At 59.1% G+C, this 18,311-nt stretch carries 18 protein-coding genes; 9 read left to right on the top strand and 9 right to left on the bottom strand.

What is annotated here, in order from left to right:
• The 3 genes from JWQ61_RS01570 to JWQ61_RS01560 all read right to left on the bottom strand — a co-directional run.
• Positions 1-1,201, bottom strand: a 1,201-nt coding sequence (locus JWQ61_RS01570) for a DEAD/DEAH box helicase (RefSeq protein WP_304358963.1), incomplete at its 3' end; no start/stop codon positions are given.
• Between the two features lie 296 nt (positions 1,202-1,497).
• On the bottom strand, positions 1,498-1,965 hold the full coding sequence (locus JWQ61_RS01565; protein ID WP_304358962.1) for a VOC family protein: 468 nt from the start codon (positions 1,963-1,965) through the stop codon (positions 1,498-1,500).
• Between the two features lie 194 nt (positions 1,966-2,159).
• Positions 2,160-2,963 (bottom strand): inositol monophosphatase family protein, encoded by an 804-nt coding sequence (locus tag JWQ61_RS01560; protein ID WP_304358961.1) that lies wholly within the window; start codon positions 2,961-2,963, stop codon positions 2,160-2,162.
• 179 nt (positions 2,964-3,142) lie between these two features.
• On the opposite strand from JWQ61_RS01560, the gene JWQ61_RS01555 reads away from it, so the two are divergent.
• Positions 3,143-3,919 carry an RNA methyltransferase gene (locus JWQ61_RS01555; RefSeq protein WP_304358960.1) on the top strand — a complete coding sequence of 259 codons (777 nt, stop codon included), beginning with the start codon at positions 3,143-3,145 and terminating at the stop codon, positions 3,917-3,919.
• A gap of 3 nt (positions 3,920-3,922) precedes the next feature.
• On the opposite strand, the gene lexA is transcribed toward JWQ61_RS01555, so the two are convergent.
• Positions 3,923-4,564, bottom strand: coding sequence for a transcriptional repressor LexA (gene lexA, locus JWQ61_RS01550; protein WP_304358959.1), 642 nt, complete (start codon positions 4,562-4,564; stop codon positions 3,923-3,925).
• 304 nt (positions 4,565-4,868) lie between these two features.
• Here lexA and rpsF point away from each other — a divergent pair, with 304 nt between their 5' ends.
• From rpsF to JWQ61_RS01510, 8 genes are all read left to right on the top strand, one after another.
• The gene (rpsF, locus tag JWQ61_RS01545) at positions 4,869-5,237 is read left to right on the top strand and encodes a 30S ribosomal protein S6 (RefSeq protein ID WP_304358958.1); all 369 of its coding nucleotides are present in this window, start codon (positions 4,869-4,871) and stop codon (positions 5,235-5,237) included.
• A 67-nt stretch (positions 5,238-5,304) separates the two neighbouring features.
• Positions 5,305-5,649, top strand: a complete 345-nt coding sequence (gene priB / locus JWQ61_RS01540; protein ID WP_304358964.1) for a primosomal replication protein N — start codon at positions 5,305-5,307, stop codon at positions 5,647-5,649.
• Positions 5,636-5,920: a 30S ribosomal protein S18 gene (rpsR, locus tag JWQ61_RS01535; RefSeq protein WP_014006464.1), complete on the top strand. Its 285-nt coding sequence runs from the start codon at positions 5,636-5,638 to the stop codon at positions 5,918-5,920. The genes priB and rpsR overlap by 14 nt, the downstream gene beginning before the upstream one ends.
• A 26-nt stretch (positions 5,921-5,946) precedes the next feature.
• Positions 5,947-6,399, top strand: coding sequence for a 50S ribosomal protein L9 (gene rplI, locus JWQ61_RS01530; RefSeq protein WP_014006463.1), 453 nt, complete (start codon positions 5,947-5,949; stop codon positions 6,397-6,399).
• A gap of 115 nt (positions 6,400-6,514) precedes the next feature.
• Complete coding sequence (locus tag JWQ61_RS01525) at positions 6,515-7,915, top strand: replicative DNA helicase (RefSeq protein ID WP_120235550.1); 1,401 nt, start codon at positions 6,515-6,517, stop codon at positions 7,913-7,915.
• A 186-nt stretch (positions 7,916-8,101) separates the two neighbouring features.
• Positions 8,102-8,728, top strand: a complete 627-nt coding sequence (locus JWQ61_RS01520; protein ID WP_014006461.1) for a DUF47 domain-containing protein — start codon at positions 8,102-8,104, stop codon at positions 8,726-8,728.
• Positions 8,729-8,731: 3 nt separating this feature from the next.
• Positions 8,732-9,742, top strand: a complete 1,011-nt coding sequence (locus tag JWQ61_RS01515) for an inorganic phosphate transporter (RefSeq protein ID WP_014006460.1) — start codon at positions 8,732-8,734, stop codon at positions 9,740-9,742.
• Between the two features lie 195 nt (positions 9,743-9,937).
• Positions 9,938-12,643 carry an autotransporter domain-containing protein gene (locus JWQ61_RS01510; protein WP_304358957.1) on the top strand — a complete coding sequence of 902 codons (2,706 nt, stop codon included), beginning with the start codon at positions 9,938-9,940 and terminating at the stop codon, positions 12,641-12,643.
• Between the two features lie 114 nt (positions 12,644-12,757).
• Here the strand turns inward: JWQ61_RS01510 and JWQ61_RS01505 are convergent, their stop codons facing one another.
• From JWQ61_RS01505 to JWQ61_RS01485, 5 genes are all read right to left on the bottom strand, one after another.
• Positions 12,758-14,335: a DHA2 family efflux MFS transporter permease subunit gene (locus JWQ61_RS01505; RefSeq protein ID WP_304358956.1), complete on the bottom strand. Its 1,578-nt coding sequence runs from the start codon at positions 14,333-14,335 to the stop codon at positions 12,758-12,760.
• Positions 14,336-14,416: 81 nt separating this feature from the next.
• Positions 14,417-15,634 (bottom strand): HlyD family efflux transporter periplasmic adaptor subunit, encoded by a 1,218-nt coding sequence (locus tag JWQ61_RS01500; RefSeq protein WP_304358955.1) that lies wholly within the window; start codon positions 15,632-15,634, stop codon positions 14,417-14,419.
• A gap of 40 nt (positions 15,635-15,674) precedes the next feature.
• Positions 15,675-17,192: an efflux transporter outer membrane subunit gene (locus JWQ61_RS01495; protein WP_304358954.1), complete on the bottom strand. Its 1,518-nt coding sequence runs from the start codon at positions 17,190-17,192 to the stop codon at positions 15,675-15,677.
• Between the two features lie 103 nt (positions 17,193-17,295).
• The gene (locus JWQ61_RS01490) at positions 17,296-17,781 is read right to left on the bottom strand and encodes a MarR family winged helix-turn-helix transcriptional regulator (protein ID WP_304358953.1); all 486 of its coding nucleotides are present in this window, start codon (positions 17,779-17,781) and stop codon (positions 17,296-17,298) included.
• A gap of 93 nt (positions 17,782-17,874) precedes the next feature.
• Positions 17,875-18,311, bottom strand: a 437-nt coding sequence (locus JWQ61_RS01485; protein WP_304358952.1) for a cell wall metabolism sensor histidine kinase WalK, incomplete at its 5' end; no start/stop codon positions are given.

The raw sequence follows: 18,311 nt of genomic DNA, 5'->3' as shown, positions 1-18,311 counted from the left end.
CACCGCGATTGCCGCCGCCACCGCCGCTGCGCAGCTGTATCGGCTGGGCGCGTGCGTTCGGATCGGGTTCAAAACCGGCAACCACTTCCTTCGGCAATTCGCGCTTGATCAGCTTCTCGATGTCTTTCAGCATCTGGTGTTCATCCACGCATACCAGCGATACCGCTTCGCCGGTAGCGCCGGCGCGGCCGGTGCGGCCGATGCGGTGGACGTAGTCTTCGGGCACGTTAGGCAAGTCATAGTTGACTACGTGCGGCAGCTGGTCGATGTCGATGCCGCGTGCTGCGATGTCGGTTGCGACCAGCACCTGCAGGCTGCCGTCCTTGAACTCGGCCAGCGCGCGGGTGCGTGCCGACTGGCTCTTGTTGCCGTGGATCGCCATGCCGCTGATGCCGTCTTTTTCCAGCTGCTCGACCAGCTTGTTGGCGCCGTGCTTGGTGCGGGTAAACACCAGCACCTGCGACCATTGGTGCGTCTTGATCAGGTGCGCCAGCAGCGGGTGCTTGCGGTCGCGGTCGACCGGATGGATCTTTTGCTGGATCACTTCGACGGTCGAATTGCGGCGCGCCACTTCGATCATGGCCGGCGAATTCAGCAGGTTGTCGGCGAGGATCTTGATTTCGTCCGAAAACGTGGCGGAGAACAGCAGATTCTGGCGTTTCTTCGGCAGCACTGCGAGAATCTTCTTGATGTCGCGGATAAAACCCATGTCCAGCATGCGGTCGGCTTCATCCAGGATCAGGATTTCCACCTGGCTCAGGTTGACGGTGCCTTGCTGCATATGGTCCAGCAGGCGGCCCGGGGTACACACCAGGATGTCGACGCCGTGCTTGAGCAGCTTGATTTGCGGATTGATGCCGACGCCGCCGAAAATCACGGCCGAGGTCAGCTTCAGGTATTTGCCGTACAGGCGCACGCTTTCCTCGACTTGCGCCGCCAGTTCGCGCGTCGGCGTCAGCACCAGCGCGCGGATCGGGCGTTGGCTGCCGGTCGGGTTGGTGGCCGAAGTCGACAAGCGGTGCAGCACAGGCAGCGTAAAGCCGGCGGTCTTGCCGGTGCCGGTCTGGGCGCCGGCCAGCAAATCGCCGCCTGCCAGTACAGCAGGAATAGCCTGGGTCTGGATCGGGGTAGGGGTAGTGTATCCGTGTTCGGTTACGGCACGAACGATGGCTTCGGACAAGCCGAGTTCAGAAAAAGACATGACAACTCAATAGAATAGTATCGGCCTGTCGCCTTCTGCAAGGCGCCAGTCGCAGGCAAACGGATTAGAGGAGATTGGAGTCAGCTGGGCTTGAAATTGCTCTTCGGCCCGATAACGTCCTTGACAGCAGTATTTGACTGGAGAATTTGCTGTGTCGCCGCAGAGTATAACAACGGCGCGCTACAGGCAAGCAATTCCGGCGTCTCGTGAGGCGATGCAGCATAAAATGCCGGCCGGCGATCCGCCTGGGAAACAAAGCGGATCGCGTCGTGGAAATGCGGCTCCGGCGACTGTGGTCAGCTGGCGTTCTTCATGGAGGCTGCAGCGCGCTCGCGTATTTCTTCTTCCGAATAGTCTGCGATATGCGTGCCGACCGTCCAGACATGGCCGAACGGATCTTTCAGGGTGCCGGAGCGGTCGCCATAGAACTGGTCTTGCAGCGGCCGCACCTGCGTGCCGCCGGCGGCGATTGCCCGCGGGAAAACCACGTCTACATTTTCCACGTAGAGCATGATGCTGACGCCGGCTCCGCCCAGCTTTTTCGGGCTGATGATGTCCATCTCCGGGAATTCGTCAGCCAGCATGACGTGAGAGTCGCCGATCTTGATTTCCGCATGGCCGATTCTGTTATCCGGTCCATCCATGCGCAGTATTTCCACTGCATCGAAGGCTTTTTTGTAAAACGCGATGGCGTCGGCGGCGCCGTCGATAATCAGATAGGGAGTGACGGAAGAATATCCGTCCGGAATTGGTTTGACTGCCATATGGTTCTCCTGCGAGTTGAGAAATGGTCGTTCGGGCTGTCCAATCACGCTGTTGCGCATGTATTGTAGTCGCTAGCCCGCGCAGTTGAAATGACAAAGCGGTGTTTCCTGGATTTCCCGGAGCAGGGTTCTGCTTGCTCCGGAAAACCAGGATGTTTATTAAAAACCAGGGAGATTATTAAAAATCCAGGGGTTTATTTTGTAGCGTACGGGGACAGCAGGCCAACCATCTGCGCAAATACTTTCGGGCTGCCGGCCAGCACATCGCCCTTGTACAAATAATCGGATTCGCCGCTGAAATCGCCGACGATGCCGCCCGATTCGCTGATCAGCAAGGAGCCTGCGGCGATGTCCCAAGGCTTCAAGCCCTTTTCAAAGAAACCGTCAAGGCGGCCGGCGGCGACATACGCCAGGTCGAGGGCAGCGGCGCCCGGGCGGCGCAGGCCGGCGCAGCTTTGCGTCATGACGCGGAACATTTTCATGTATTCGTCCATGGCCGGGCCTTCGGTTTCGCGGAAAGGAAAACCGGTGCCGATCAGGGCATCGGCGATCTTGTCGCGCTTGCCGACGCGGATCCGCTTGTCGTTCAGGTAGGCGCCGGAACCCTTGGTGGCGGTGAACAAGTCGTTGCGGGTCGGGTCGTACACGACAGCCTGGGTGATCTGGCCACGGTGCTGCAGCGCGATCGAGACGCAGTATTGCGGGAAGCCGTGGATGAAATTGGTGGTGCCGTCGAGCGGATCGATGATCCAGACGTTTTCGTTATCGTCATGCAGGTTGGCGGAAGCGCCGGATTCCTCGGCCAGGATGGCGTGGTCCGGGTAGGCATTCTTCAATACGTCAATGATCGCCGCTTCTGCAGCCTGGTCGACTTCGGTGACAAAGTCGTTATGCTGTTTTTTGGTGACTTTCAGCAGGTCGAGGTCGAAAGAGGCGCGCGAGATGACCTTGGCGCCGTTGCGGGCGGCCTTGATGGCCGTATTGAGCATTGGATGCATGATAGTGTTCCGTTAAAATGGCGGCACTGTGCCAACCGGGAACAGAACCACCTATATGATTGATAATAATGAACGATGCGGATGTTCCTGTAGTATTTAGAAGAATAAGTTTCGAAAAATAAGTTTCGAAAAATAAGCAACTTTTAGTCGAAGAAATCCGCGTAATGGCGCTATTTTAAATGAACCAGGCAAAAACCAACACGTCTCTTTTCAATCGGCTGCGCTTTGTGCTGGTCGAGACCAGCAGTCCCGGCAATGTCGGCGCGGCTGCCCGCGCTATCAAAACCATGGGATTTTCCGAGCTGATCCTGGTCAATCCGCGTTTTCCCGATGTGTTGCAGCGTGACGAAGCCGTTGCATTTGCCAGTGGCGCCCAGGATGTCCTGGCGGCGGCACGGATTGTCGATAGCGTGGAGCAGGCCCTGGAGGGCTGCAACTTTGCCGCAGCCCTGAGCGCCCGCTTGCGCGAATTTTCCCCACCCCTGACTGCGCCGCGCGCCTTGGCGGCCCAGTTGGCGGCCGACGCCAGCTTGAATGCGGCGGTCATATTCGGCAGCGAGCGTTATGGTTTGCCTAACGAGATTGTCGAAAAATGCAATGTGCTGCTGAATATTCCCGCCAATCCGGAGTATTCATCGTTGAACCTGGCGCAGGCGGTGCAGGTGCTGGCTTATGAATGCCGGGTTGCGGCTGGTGAGGATTTATCGCCGGCGACGGGCGGTGAGGTAGGTTTTCAGGGCAATGCCGCCAGCCTGGCCGATATCGACGGCATGTTTGCCCACCTTGAACAAGCTCTGGTAGAAATTGAGTTCCTCGATCCGGCCAGCCCGAAAAAGCTGATGCCGCGCCTGAAGCGGCTGTTTTCACGCACCCAGCTGGAAACCGAAGAAGTTAACATCCTGCGCGGCATCGCCAGCCAGATACTGAGCAAGCGGCGTCGCCTCGATCGTTCCTGAGCTCTAGTTCCAGCTACGCAGCAGGCCGACCGCCAGGCCTTCCAGGGCGAAATCCTCGGTCACGATGATAGGCTCGAAATCCGGATTTTCCGGCAGCAGCTGGATTGTGGAGCCGGTTTTTTGATAACGCTTGACCGTGACGTCGTCGCCCAGCCGGGCCACCACGATCTGGCCATTCCTGGCGCTGTCGGTTTTCTTGACCGCCAGCAGGTCGCCGTCCAGGATGCCGGCGTCGCGCATCGACATGCCGCGCACCTTCAGCAGGTAATCCGGTTTGGCGCTGAACAGGGCAGGGTCGACGTTGTAGCTGGCCTGGATATGCTCTTGCGCCAGGATCGGCGAACCTGCGGCGACCCGTCCGATCAGCGGCAGGCTGAGCTGCATCAGGGCCGGGTGCGGCAGCGCCAGTTGCGTACCCTGGCTGCGGTTGGCGCTTTCGGTAAGCCGGATGCCGCGCGAGGTGCCGGCCGATATCACGATGGCGCCCTTGCGCGCCAGCGCCTGCAGGTGCTCCTCCGCCGCATTGGCCGAACGGAAGCCGAGCTCGGTCGCTATTTCGGCGCGCGTCGGCGGGAAGCCGGTGTTTTCGATGGCGTCCTTGATCAGATCGAGGATTTGCTGCTGACGGGCGGTCAATTTGATCATGGCGTAGTTTCGGCGTAAAAAATGGTGTAGAAGTGCTCGGAAAAACAGCAAAGGCAGCGCTGGTGCGGCCAGCCGATGCTGTGCATAACAACAGTCTGTATTTTTGTACAGTATTTGTGCAAATGCAAGACAATTTGATGCAATTCGACCACTCTTTAGTCATTTACTTACACCCGGCCCCCGCCCAGAGGCTGAAAGCATTGAGTTTTGTTGCAATTGCTAGTATTATTGCTGGTTTTCCTCTTCCCACACTCGTCTTGACGCCGAGGTGGGCGATTTTTCAATCCGTCCAAAAGGAGCTTACATGCGTCATTATGAAATCGTATTTATCGTCCATCCAGATCAAAGCGAGCAAGTGCCTGCAATGATCGAGCGCTACAAAGGTATCGTCACTACTCGTGGCGGCACCGTGCATCGCGTGGAAGACTGGGGCCGCCGCCAACTGGCATACCTGATCCAGAAACTGGCTAAAGCACATTACGTCTGCCTCAACATCGAGTGCGACAGCGAAACTCTGGTTGAAATCGAAACCGGCTTCAAGTTCAATGATGCAGTGCTGCGTCATCTGACCGTCAAGCTGAAGAAGGCCGAAACCGGTCCTTCGCCAATGATGAAGGCCGTGCAGAAGGAAGATGCTGCCAAGAGCCATCGCACTGAAGCGCCGGCAGCCTGATTTACCAAGCACCTGCCAGCATTTTGCATAGCTATCGAGTCCATCAGGAGTGAGCCAAGCCAATAACGTGTTTCAACTGGTTGCCATCATCGCCGAACGTGAAGTCATACGTTATACGCCGGCAGGCATTCCGATCGTATCTGCAATATTGCAGCACCGCTCGGAGCCGATTGAAGCAGGGATCAAACGTTTGATCGAATTCGAAATCGCCGCGCTGGCCGTAGGCGAGATTTCGGGAAGATTCAGTCAGGCGCCATTGGGAGGCAGCTTCTGGTTTACAGGATTCATGGCACGCAAGAGCCGCAACGGTAGAAGCCTGGTATTTCACATCACGGATTTCGCTGCAATCGAGATTGCAGATGAATTAATTAGTCAAAATTTAGATACAGGAGCCAAAAATGGCATTCGGTAAAAAGTTCGATAAAAGCAAACTGAAAAACAAGCGTCAACAACAAAACCCGCTGTTCAAGCGCAAGAAATTCTGCCGTTTCACCGCTGCACACGTTGCCAGCGTTGATTACAAAGATATCGACACGCTCAAGGATTTTGTTCAGGAAAACGGCAAGATCATGCCAGCACGTCTGACCGGCACCAAGGCAATCTACCAACGTCAAGTGGACACCGCGATCAAGCGCGCGCGTTTCCTGGCGCTGCTGCCTTACACCGATCTGCACAACGCTTAATTGACGACTTGAAATAGGAGAAAAATATGCAAGTCATTCTGTTGGAAAAAGTCGTTAATCTCGGCAATCTGGGTGAAGTTGTTCGCGTCAAGGACGGTTACGCACGTAACTTCCTGATTCCGCAACGTATGGCACGTCGTGCTACAACTACTGCTATCGCTGAATTCGAAGCGAAGCGCGCTGACCTGGAAACAGCAGCAGCAGCCAAGCTGGCTGTGGCTCAAGGCCAGGGCGAAAAACTGAGCGGCCTGACTGTTCAGATCTCGCAAAAATCGGGCGTTGACGGCCGTCTGTTCGGTTCCGTGACCAACTTCGACATCGCTGAAGCGCTGACCAAGCAAGGTTTCGCAGTTGAAAAAGCACAAGTTCGCTTGCCGAACGGCCCGCTGAAGACGACTGGCGAACACCCTGTTGCAGTTGCTCTGCACACTGACGTGGTTGTCGACATCGTCATCGCAGTGATCGGCGAACACGTTTAATACGCTGTTGGCAAAAAGTCATTGCAGTAAAAAAGCCGGGTTTTCCCGGCTTTTTTTACGCCCTTTTTCTGGCAGTGCAGCAAGACGCTTATAAGAAGCAGGTATAATTCGCGCCATGAAAGCACCTTCCAAAGCACCGTCCGATCCGCAGTTAGATTCCCTCCGCGTACCACCCCATTCCATCGAAGCAGAACAATCCGTTTTGGGTGGTCTGCTGCTGGATAACGCGGCCTGGGACAAGATCGCCGATTTTGTGAGCGCCGACGATTTCTATCGCTACGACCACCGTGTCATCTTCCAGCACATGGTCAAGCTGATCAACGGCAGCAAGCCGGCCGACGTGATCACGGTCTTTGAATCGCTGAGCGGCACCGGCAAGGCCGAAGAAGTCGGCGGCCTGAGCTACCTCAATGCACTCGCCCAAAATACCCCGTCAGCCGCCAATATCCGCCGCTACGCAGAGATCGTGCGCGACCGCGGCGTGCTGCGCAAGCTGATTACCGTCGCCGACGAGATTTCCGGCCAGGCTTTCAGCCCGCAGGGCAAGGAAGTCAAGCAGATGCTGGACGAGGCCGAATCGAAGATTTTTGCGATCGCCGAGGAAGGCGCGCGCGGCGCCCAGGGTTTCCAGGAAATCCAGCCTTTGCTGACGCAAGTGGTGGAGCGCATCGACGAGCTCTACAACCGCGACAACCAGAGCGACATCACCGGTGTTTCGACCGGCTTCATCGACCTCGACAAGATGACCTCCGGCCTGCAAAAGGGCGACCTGGTCATCGTGGCCGGACGGCCATCCATGGGCAAGACCGCATTCTCGGTGAATATCGGCGAAAACGTTGCGATCGAAAGCGGTTTGCCGGTGGCGATCTTTTCGATGGAAATGGGCGGCACCCAGCTCGCCATGCGTATGCTGGGTTCGGTCGGCAAGCTCGACCAGCATCGCCTGCGCACCGGCCGCCTGAACGACGAAGACTGGCCGCGCCTGACCCATGCAATCCAGAAGATGAACGACGCCCAGCTGTTCATCGATGAAACCCCGGCGCTGAGCTCGATCGAATTGCGCGCCCGTGCGCGTCGCCTGTCGCGCCAGTGCGGCACGCTGGGCCTGATCATCATCGACTATTTACAGCTGATGTCAGCCAATAACGCCGGCGAAAACCGCGCCACTGAAATTTCTGAAATCTCGCGTAACCTGAAAGGCCTGGCGAAAGAGCTGCAGTGCCCGGTGATCGCCTTGTCGCAGCTGAACCGCTCGCTGGAACAGCGTCCCAACAAACGCCCGGTGATGTCCGACTTGCGCGAATCCGGCGCTATCGAGCAGGATGCCGACGTCATCCTGTTCATTTACCGCGACGAGGTATACAACCCTGATTCGCAAGAAAAGGGCACCGCGGAAATCATTATCGGCAAGCAGCGTAACGGCCCGATCGGCAGCGTTCGCCTCAGCTTCATCGGGCAATATACGAAATTCGACAATTACGCCGGTAATTTGGACGCGCCGTACGGCGGCGACTGATTGGCCGCGTTGATTTTGTTGCATTAACGAAAAATTTACAAAATCCTGCTAAGCGCAGGCCGAACGAGCCTGATATATTTCAGTTTCGTGACATTGTTTGCTTTAAATTAATATCCTTGATTTACATGCGAACGTAGTTGTAGTTTCAGTTTTAGATTCAGCTTAACCCTCAGAAGAGAGAAAAACATGTTTGGACGATTGATGCCCACCGAGGGCAAATTCTTTGAGCTCTTTAACCAGCACGCAGAGTTATGCGTCAAGGGCGCCAAGGAAATGGTGGCGTTGATGACTAATTTCGACGATCTGGAAATCCGCGTACACGCGATCGAAGGCATTGAGAAGCAGGCCGACCAGGTCACCCATCATGCGATCGACATGCTGCACAAGACGTTCATCACGCCTATCGACCGCGACGACATCCATCAGCTGATCACGCGCATGGATGACATCCTGGACTTGCTGGAAGACGCGGCGCAGACCATTTCCCTGTACGACATCAAGGCGATCACGCCGGAAGCCAAGCGCCTGGCCGAGCTGTGCCTGGGTTGCGCGGAAAAGGTCAAGGCAGCGGTAGGCTTGCTGCACAACATGGACAACTCGCGTGAAATCCTCGCCATCTGCGTCGAGATCGACCGCCTGGAATCGGATGCCGACCACGTGATGCGCGCCGCCATGTCCAAGCTGTTCCGCGACGAACCGGATGTACGAACCCTGATCAAGCTGAAGGCTATTTACGAGTTGCTGGAAACGGTGACGGACCGTTGCGAAGATGTCGCCAACATCATCGAAGGCATTATCGTAGAAAACGCCTGATCCATGCACACTCTTCAAATCAGTATTTACGTTCTCGTTTTCCTCATTGCACTGGCGCTGGTATTCGATTTCATGAACGGCTTTCATGATGCCGCCAATGCTATCGCTACCGTGGTTTCCACCGGCGTCCTCAAGCCGCAGCAGGCAGTGGCCATGGCGGCGCTGTTCAACTTCATTGCGATTGCAGTGTTCCAGCTGCACGTCGCCGCGACGGTGGGCAAGGGCACCATCGATCCCAATGTGGTCGATCATTATGTCGTGTTCGGGGCGCTGGTCGGCGCCATCTGCTGGAACATCCTGACCTGGTATTACGGCATCCCGTCGTCGTCGTCGCACGCCTTGATCGGCGGCCTGGTCGGCGCCGCGGTGGCCAAGGCCGGCACCGGCTCGCTGATCTCCGCAGGCCTGATCAAGACTATCGCGTTCATTGTCTTGTCGCCGCTGCTGGGTTTCGTGTTCGGTTCCATCATGATGGTGCTGGTGTCCTGGATTTTCGTGCGCTCCACGCCGCGCAAGGTCGACAAATGGTTCCGCCGCCTGCAGCTGGTGTCGGCTTCGATGTATAGCCTGGGCCACGGCGGCAACGATGCGCAAAAGACCATCGGCATCATTTGGATGCTGCTGATTGCCACCGGCTTTTCGCAGTCGACCGATACGCTGCCGCCTTGGTGGGTGATCATTTCCTGCTATAGCGCGATCAGCCTGGGCACCTTGTTCGGCGGCTGGCGCATCGTCAAGACCATGGGCCAGAAAATCACCAAGCTCAAGCCGGTGGGCGGCTTTTGCGCTGAAACCGGCGGCGCCATCACCTTGTTCCTGGCCACGATGCTGGGCGTTCCGGTCTCGACCACCCACACCATCACCGGCGCCATCGTCGGCGTCGGCGCGGCGCGGCGGGTTTCCGCGGTGCGCTGGGGCGTGGCCGGCAATATCGTCTGGGCCTGGGTGCTGACGATCCCGGCGTCGGCCTTCATGGCTGCAATCGCCTGGTGGATCGGCAAGCACATTTTATAATCAAGATAGCAATAAAACAAAGAGGGCGATGCAGTGTAACAATGCATCGCCCTCTTTTTTTGCGCCGGATTCGGGAGCATGACGCGAACTTTTGCCCTGTTGCCATAGTCTGCTATTGCAAATACAATAATTTCCGCGGGGAAAATATAAGTAGTACATAAGCACATTCATTGTGCACCTACTGAGGACCGAGCTATGCAACGAGCACTCAAAAAAGGCATGAATGGCGTCATCATCACGTTTGCCGGGGCGTTGATCACGCAAGCCCACGCAACCTGCAGCAACAATGCGCCCGCCAGCGGCGTTTCCGTAACCTGTTCCGGCACCAACGTAACACCAGTCGCAGCACAGGCCGGCAGCACCGGCGTTGCGGTCACGCTGGATTCCAGCGTAGCGGCCAGCATCCCGCGCAGCACCAGTCCGGTGGCTTTTCAGGTCGATACCTCAAGCACCGTCACCAACAACGGCAGCGTCACGCTGACTGGCGGCGGCGGCACCGGCGGCAACCGCGGCGCTGCGCTGCTGGGCCTCAACAATAACAACCAGCTGACCAACAGCGCCCAGGCCAGCATCAGCACTACCGGCGCCTTCAACGACGGCATGGCCGCCAACGGCAGCGGCAATACGCTGATCAACCAGGGCAGCATCGTTACTGCCGGCCCCAACGCATTCGGCATATCGGCCGCCTGGGGTCAGACCAACCTTGGCCAGCTCAACAACACCATCGTCAATTCGGGGACGATCACCACCGCCGGCAGCAACGCCCGCGCCATTTCCATCCTCGGCGGCAGCGGCACGGTGACCAACAGCGGCAGTTTGTCGACCACCGGCGCCAACAGTCCTACCGTGTACATGCAGGGCAATAACGACAAGCTCACCAACAGCGGCACCATCAACGCCTCCGGAACGGGTTCCGACGCGGTGTTTTCAAATACCGTGGGTTCCAGTTTTGTCGCCAGCATCGAGAACCAGGCTGGCGGCCAGATCATCAGCCAGCAGGGCGCGGCGGTGCGCACCCTCAACGGCAGCAGCACGGTCATCAATGCCGGCCTGTTGCAGAGCGGCTCCGGCACCGCGGTCTCGATGGGCACCGGCGTCAATACGCTGATCCTGCAAACCGGCTCGGTGATCAACGGCGCTGCCAATGGGGGCGGCAATGCCGGCAGCAAGGTGGTGCTGCAGGGATCTGGCACGGCATCGAATGCATTTTCGAATTTCGCCACTTTGCAGGCGCAGGGCGACAACTGGACCTGGAGCGGCAACGGCGTTTTCACCACCGCGCAAATTCAGAGCGGCCTGTTTAACCTCACGGGCAGTCTGGGCGGGGCAACCACCGTCGCTTCGGGGGCAACCTTGGCCGGCAGCGGCGGCACGATTGCCGGCGACCTGCTGAACCAGGGCACGCTGCATCCCGGCGTCGGCGACGGCAGTGGCGGCCTGACTGTGACGGGGAATTTCACCCATGCGGCAAACGGCATATTCCAGACCGAGGCATCACCAGTTTCCGCCGGTCTGCTGACGGTGGGCGGTACTGCCAGCTTGCTGGGCGGCACCGTCAACGCCACCATGCTGCCGGGTTCCTATCCGGACCAGATACGCCTGCCGATTGTCACTGCGGCAGGCGGCGTCACCGGCACCTTTGGCCAGCTGCAGGCGAACGCAACGGCGTTGCTGACGCCGACGCTGGCCTACGACAACGGCCATGCCTACCTGGTGATTACCCGCGCGCCGATCGCAACGGTGGTCACCAGCGGCAACAATGCCGCGATCGGGCAAGCGATCGACACCAGCCGGCCCCAGGCCACGCCGGAAGAACCTGTGCCGCCTGCCGTCACGCCAGCCGGCGTACCGGTAGCCACCGGGGCGCTGGCGGAAACGGTCAATACCCTCAACCTGCTGGATAAGGTGGAGCTGCAGGCTACGGTAGGCAGCCTCACCGGCGGCGTCCATGCAACCTTCTCGCAGCTCGCATTGCGGGAAAACGACTTGTTCGGCCGGGCGTTGTCGATGCGCCTGGACGCCCAGCGCCTGGATACTCAGCGCGACGGCGGCCGCAAGGCCGGCGATAACGGTGTGTGGGTGCGACCCTACGGTTCTTTCGGTAAATTGAGCGCGACTGCGGATACTTCGGGCGCGAGCTACCGGATAGGCGGCATCAGCGCCGGCGCCGACCATGCTGTAGGTAATGACTGGATAGTCGGCGCCGGCCTGGACTATGCCCATTTGAGCGCCGACTTCGATGACTACAACGGCAACGGCAAGCTCGACAGCTACAAGATCGGCGCCTATGCCAGTTATGCTCCCGGCCCGCTGTATATCGATGCCATCGCCAGCTACGCAATACAGCGCACCGACATGCAGCGCGACGTGCTGACCGGAACCGGCACCACCTTGCGCGCCAAGAGCGCCTACAACGGCCAGCAGGCAAGCGCCTACGGCGAGCTGGGTTATCGCGCGAAACTGAACGAACGTTTTGTCCTGCAGCCGTTCGGCGCCCTGCATTACACCCGCCTGCGCCAGGACGGCTTCACCGAAACCGATGCCGAGAACCTGGGGCTGTCCACCCAGAGCAATACCTTGAACAGCTTGCGCAGCAGCCTTGGCGTCAAGATCAGCCAGGACCTGCCGCTGTCGACGGGGTCCATGACGTTTGGCGCACAACTGCGCTGGATGCATGAATTCATGGACGCGCAGGCGCAATACCAGGCGACATTGATTGGCGCCCCGGGCAGCGATTTCACGGTGAAGGGCGTAGACCTGGGCCGGGATGCGGTGCTGGCGGGCGTGAATCTCTCGTATGCCGCCTCGGCCAGCCTGAACCTGTTTGCCGACTACGATTACCAGGCGGAATCGCATAACCGGGTGAACCGGGTCACTCTTGGTTTGCGCTATCTCTGGTAAGAGCGGTTTTTCCAAAGATCGGACAGCGGTAAGGAAAGCAGAAGTCTGTGATATAAAAAAAGCGATGCCACCTGAACGGTGGCATCGCTTTTTTTCAAGACCGCATCTTGCCCTTTAGTGGGCGCCGCCTGCATCAGCCGGCACGCTGGAGCGCGAAGGCTTGGTCAGCCACACCAGTGCAATCAGCATCAGGAACAGCACCGCCGAGATCCAGAAGATATCGGTGGCGCCCTGGGTCGCGGCTTTCACCGTAATCAGGCGTTCGATGGTGGCCCAGGCCGCCGGTTCCGACATGCCCTGGGCGGTCAGGTTATGCACCGCCTCGGTGAACGCCGGGCTGTGCGGGCCGGTGAATTCGGTCAGCTGCGAATGATGCAGCGACGTGCGCCGATCCCAGAAGGTGCTGGTGATCGAGGTGCCCATGCCGCCGAACATGATCCGCACGAAATTCGACAGGCCGGCCGCCGACGGCATCTTTTCCGGCGGCTGGCCGGACAGGATGATCGAGGTCAGCGGAATAAAGAACATGGCCATCGCCGCGCCCTGGATCACGGTGGGGATCATCAGCGTGAAGGTGTCGACGTTTTCGGTGAACTGTGCGCGCAGGAAAAACACCACGGCAAAGATCAGGAACGCGGTGCTGGCAACCCAGCGGGCATCGACCTTCGGCAGTATTTTTCCGATGAAGGGTGACAGGATAATGGCAAAGATCCCGACCGGCGCCATCACTTCACCCGCCAGCGTCGCCGTATAACCCAGCGTGGTCTGCAGCCACAGCGGCAAGATCACCAGGCCGCCGAACATCAAGCCGTAACCGACCGAAATCGCGATCACGCCGCCGCTGAAGTTGCGGCCTTTGAACAGGGTCAGGTCGACCACCGGATGATCGTCGCCGAGCTCCCAGATGACGAAGTAGATGAAGGCGACCAGCGAGGTCGCGCCCAGTATCACAATGGTCGAGGAGTTGAACCAGTCGAGTTCCTTGCCCTTGTCCAGCATGATCTGCAGCGAACCGACCCAGATCACCAGCAGGGCGAGGCCGATTTTATCGATGGGCAGCTTGTATACCGCCGACTCGCGCTTGTGATAGATCGACCAGGTAGCCCAGGCGGCAAACACGCCGACCGGAATATTGATATAGAAAATCCAGGGCCAGGTGTAGTTGTCCGAGATCCAGCCCCCCAGCAGCGGCCCCATGACCGGCGCCACCAGGGTGGTCATGCCCCAGAACGCCAGGGCCATGCCGCTCTTGGCGGGGGTATAGCTGGACAGCAGCAAGGATTGCGACAACGGGATCATCGGCCCCGCGACCGCGCCCTGCAGCACCCGCGCCGCAATCAGCACTTCCATGCTGGGAGCCAGGCCGCACAGGATGGACGACAGCACGAACAGGATGATCGATGTGACAAACAGGCGCACCTGGCCGAAGCGCTGGGTCAGCCAGCCGGTCAGCGGCACCGAGATGGCGTTGGCGACGGCAAACGAGGTGATGACCCAGGTGCCTTGCTGCGGCGATACGCCGAGGTCGCCCGAGATGGCCGGGATGGAAACGTTGGCGATCGAAGAATCGAGCACGTTCATGAACACGGCTAGCGACAGTGCTACCGTGCCCATGACGAGCTTGCCGCCGGTCAGCGGCGGCAGTGGTTGCGATGGCGGCCGCGCAGGCATCGCTGGTTTTGGGGAACTCATGAAGGCATTCCGGTAAAGGTTCGCATGGCGGATGCCGCCACTGTTACGATGGCGGCATCCCGCAGGGCAGGCGGCAGCAGCTTAGTGTGCGGCAGCTGCATTGTTATTGGCGGCGATGATGCTGGCGATGCGCGCATCTGCTTCCTGGCCGCTCTTGTCGAAGACGTCGGTAGTGTAAGCCGGCGTGGTGCGCGCAGTGCCCGCGGTCAGCGAGGTGCCTTCGGTCTGGGCGATGTCGACCGTGGCATCCATCGAGACGCCGATCCGCAGCGGATGGGTTTCCAGGTCTTTTGCGTCGAGCGAAATGCGCACCGGAATCCGTTGCACGATCTTGATCCAGTTACCGCTGGCGTTCTGCGCCGGCAGCAGCGCAAAGGCCGAACCGGTGCCGGCCGCCAGGCCGACCACCTTGCCGTGGTATTCGATCTTCGAACCATACAGGTCGGACTTCAAGGTCACCGGCTGGCCGATGCGCATATTGTTGATCTGCACTTCCTTGAAGTTGGCGTCAACCCACAAGGCGTTCAGCGGCACGATCGACAGCAACGGCGTGCCGGCGGCGACGCGCTGGCCAACCTGCACCGAACGCTTGGCGACGTAGCCGGTGGTTGGCGCGAGCAGGGTGGTGCGGGCCAGGTTGATGTAAGCATTGCGCACCTGGGCAGCGGCATTCTGCACATTCGGATGCTGTTCGACCGTGGTGTGGTCAGTCAATACCCGGTTCGACGCCAGTTGTTCGCGCGTGGCTTGCAGCGCGGCCTCCGCTCCCTGCACCGCGACCTTGGCGTGATCCAGTTCTTCCTTGGATACGGCGCCGGTGCTGATCAGCTGCTGGCGGCGCGCCAGGTCGGCGCGGGCGCGTTCCAGTTCAGAGGTGCGCGCGGTGACGTTGGAAACCAGGGCGTTGTTGTTGACGAACAGCGTACGCACCTGGCGCACGGTTTGCGCCAGCTGGGCTTCGGCCTGGTCCAGCGCAACCTTGGCGTCGGCCTTGTCGAGTTCCACCAGCGGCTTGCCGGCTTGCACCAGTTCGGTATCGTCAGTGTTGATCGCCAATACTGTGCCGCCGACCTGCGGCGTGACTTGCACCACGTTGCCGCCGACATAGGCGTCGTCGGTGTTTTCGTAATGGCGGGCATAGATGAACCACCAGATGCCATAGGCGATCAGGACGATGATAAGGGCGATAGTGACGCCGATCAGCAGGCTGCGGCGCTTGCCGTTGCCATTGGCGGCGACTGGCGCCGGAGCGGCGGCAGCTGGAGACGGATTTTCTGGAGTTTGATTTGGTGTGGTCATGATGCGGGTTTCGCAATAAGTGAACGGTTTATCTGGTGAATCAGTTAGCGGCGTTTGCTTGCGGGCCGGCGGTGCTTGCACTTGCTTCGGCCGGATTGAGTCCCTCGGCCGAGGCGTCAAAGCCGCCGCCTAGCGACTTGATCAGGTTCACGCGCAGATCGGCTCGGCGGGCGCGCATGTCAAGTTCAAGCTTGCGCTGCGCCAGCCAGGAAATCTGGGTGCTCACCACTTGCAGCATGTTGGCGGTGCCGACCTGTTGCCGCTGTTCGGCCAGTTTCATGCCGCGTTCGGCGGCATCCACCGCAGCCTGCTGGTTCTTGTCCTGGGTTTCGGCCGCCTGCAGTGATTGCACGCTGTCCGCCACTTCATGGAAGGCGTCATTCAGCGCCTGGTTGTAGGTCGCCACGGCGCCGTCGTAAGCGGCGACCCGTCCCTTGAGCTGGGCGCGCAAGGCGCCTCCTTCAAAGATCGGCAAGTGAATTGCCGGGCCGATGCCGACCACCTTGCTGGTATGGTTCAGGAACTGCGAGAAGCTGAGGCTGGAAAAACCGGCCATGGCCGACAGGTTGATGTCCGGATAGAACTCGGTCTTGGCAACCTTGATGTCGCTTTGCGCGGCTTCTACCTGCCAGCGTGCGGCGACCACGTCCGGCCGCCGTCCGAGCAGGCCGAGCGGCAGCTGGTCGGGCAGGGCGATGGTAGCGTCCGCCGGCAATGCCGGTGGCGCGATTTTCAAGCCGCGGTCAGGGCCCTGGCCCATCAGTGCCGCGATCTGGTTGCGGGTCAGCGCGATCGCTTCCTGCCATTGCGCCTGTTCGGCACGCAGGCCGGCCACTTGTTGCCGGCTTTGCTGGTTGTCGCTCTGGGTATCGAGGCCGGCGGCGAAGCGCTGCTGGGTGAGCTTGTCCAGCTTGTCGCGCAGCACCAGCTGTTGGTTGGTCAGGTCCAGCTGGGCGTATTGCCGTCCCAGCTGCAGCCAGGCTTTCGAGATGCCGGCGGTCAGCGCCAGGCGCGCTGCATAATGCTCTGCTTCCGCTGCCTTGCTTTGCGAAATGGCCGAGCGCAGCTGGGCACTGTGCTTGCCCCAGAAGTCCAGGTCGTAGGAAAAATTCAGCGCGGTTTCATAATCCGTCACATACATGCCGCCGAACGGCGGCGGATAAATGCTGTTCTCGGAGAACCGTTCGCGGGTGGCCGACAGGCTGGCGCCGACTTGCGGCTTGCTGGTGGCGCCAGCCGCTTCCACCATGGCGCGCGCGGCGCCGATGCGAGCGGCGGCGGCTTGCAGGTTAGGATTGCCCGCCAACGCTTCATCCACCAGCTGCTGCAGCTGGCTGCCGCCGATGGTGCTGACCCAGGAACTGGCCGGCCATAAGCCGCCTTGTCCCGGCAGGGAAGAGGCAGAGGCGTAGTCGTCCGGATTGTTGGTGTTGGCGGTGCTGTGGATGCCGCTGAAATTGGCGCATGCCGCCAGCAATAGTACGGCGGCGCTGATCACAAGGCGCTGGGTGCCAAGTTTCGGCAGGCTGCGTCGGGCTGGAGATGGATGAGAGTTCATGTCGGTGTTGATTTGACGGATTGGTTTAGCGGCCACAGATAGAAAGACTACCGGGAACAGCTGCTTGTTTAAAAGTAATATTGAATAAATTAATCTTGCATAGTCAATGTGTTTTCTCTGGCGATGCATTGCTTGTTGCGTTACTTGCTAGCAGTCGCTTGAGCATCGATTTCAAAAAGCCGATTTCTTCCGCGCTGAAGTCTGAAAAATGCTTGTTCAGCACGCCGCAGAACGCCTGCGGCACCAGTTTCGACAACTCTATGCCGCTTGCAGTCAGGTGCAGTTTCATCAAACGCCTGTCATTTGCACACGGTTCGCGCTTGATCAGATCACGCGCCACCAGGCGGTCGATCATGCGCTTGGTGGATGCCGCGTCAGTATACGTCTCGCGTGCCAGGTCAGCGGCTGTCGAATATTTTCCTGTTGACAACATCAAGAGAATGGCGCCTTGTGCATGGGTAATTCCGTGCGGCATCAAAGCTTCGTCTGAGCTTTTGATCATCATGGCGCGTGTGCGCGCCAACAGATAGCCTATGCTTTCTTCAATCTGGTAAGTGTCCAGAGTGAATAATGGGGGGCGATTGCTCACGTTTTTCTCAACTTGTTTGCTGGATTTGCTGTTTAAATATTCATTGCCTAGGCAAGAATATACTGCAAAATAAAATTTCTTGCTGGCCGCACTTTAGAATTGTTGTTCAGGTCTCGGCGCGGCACAGGATGGTAACTGCAGCAACACCGCCAGGCCGTGCTGCTGTTCGCCGGCGCCGAGCGTCACGCTGCCTTGCGCTGCCATCACGATTTCCTTGACGATCGCCAGGCCGAGGCCGGTGCCTTCCTGTCCCGGGGCGGCGTTGCGGTAGAAACGTTCGAACACGCGGTCGCGCACTTCGGCCGGAATGCCCGGACCGTTGTCGCTGACGTTGATCTCGACCTGTCCATGGCCGGCGCCGATGGCCACGGTCACTGTGCCGTCGATGGGGGTATAGCGGATGGCGTTGTCGACCAGGTTCATCATCATGGCGCTGAACAAGGCTTCGTTTCCCATCACCCATGCATGCTGCATCGTGGTCTCGAGCCCGAGGTCGATATTCTTGCGCTGCGCCAGGTCGACGATTTCTT

It is taken from the genome of Collimonas fungivorans (assembly GCF_028292705.1).
Lineage (GTDB): Bacteria > Pseudomonadota > Gammaproteobacteria > Burkholderiales > Burkholderiaceae_D > Collimonas > Collimonas fungivorans_B.
The sequence above is the reverse complement of the archived record's forward strand: the minus strand, read 5'-3'. Positions and strand labels throughout refer to the sequence as shown.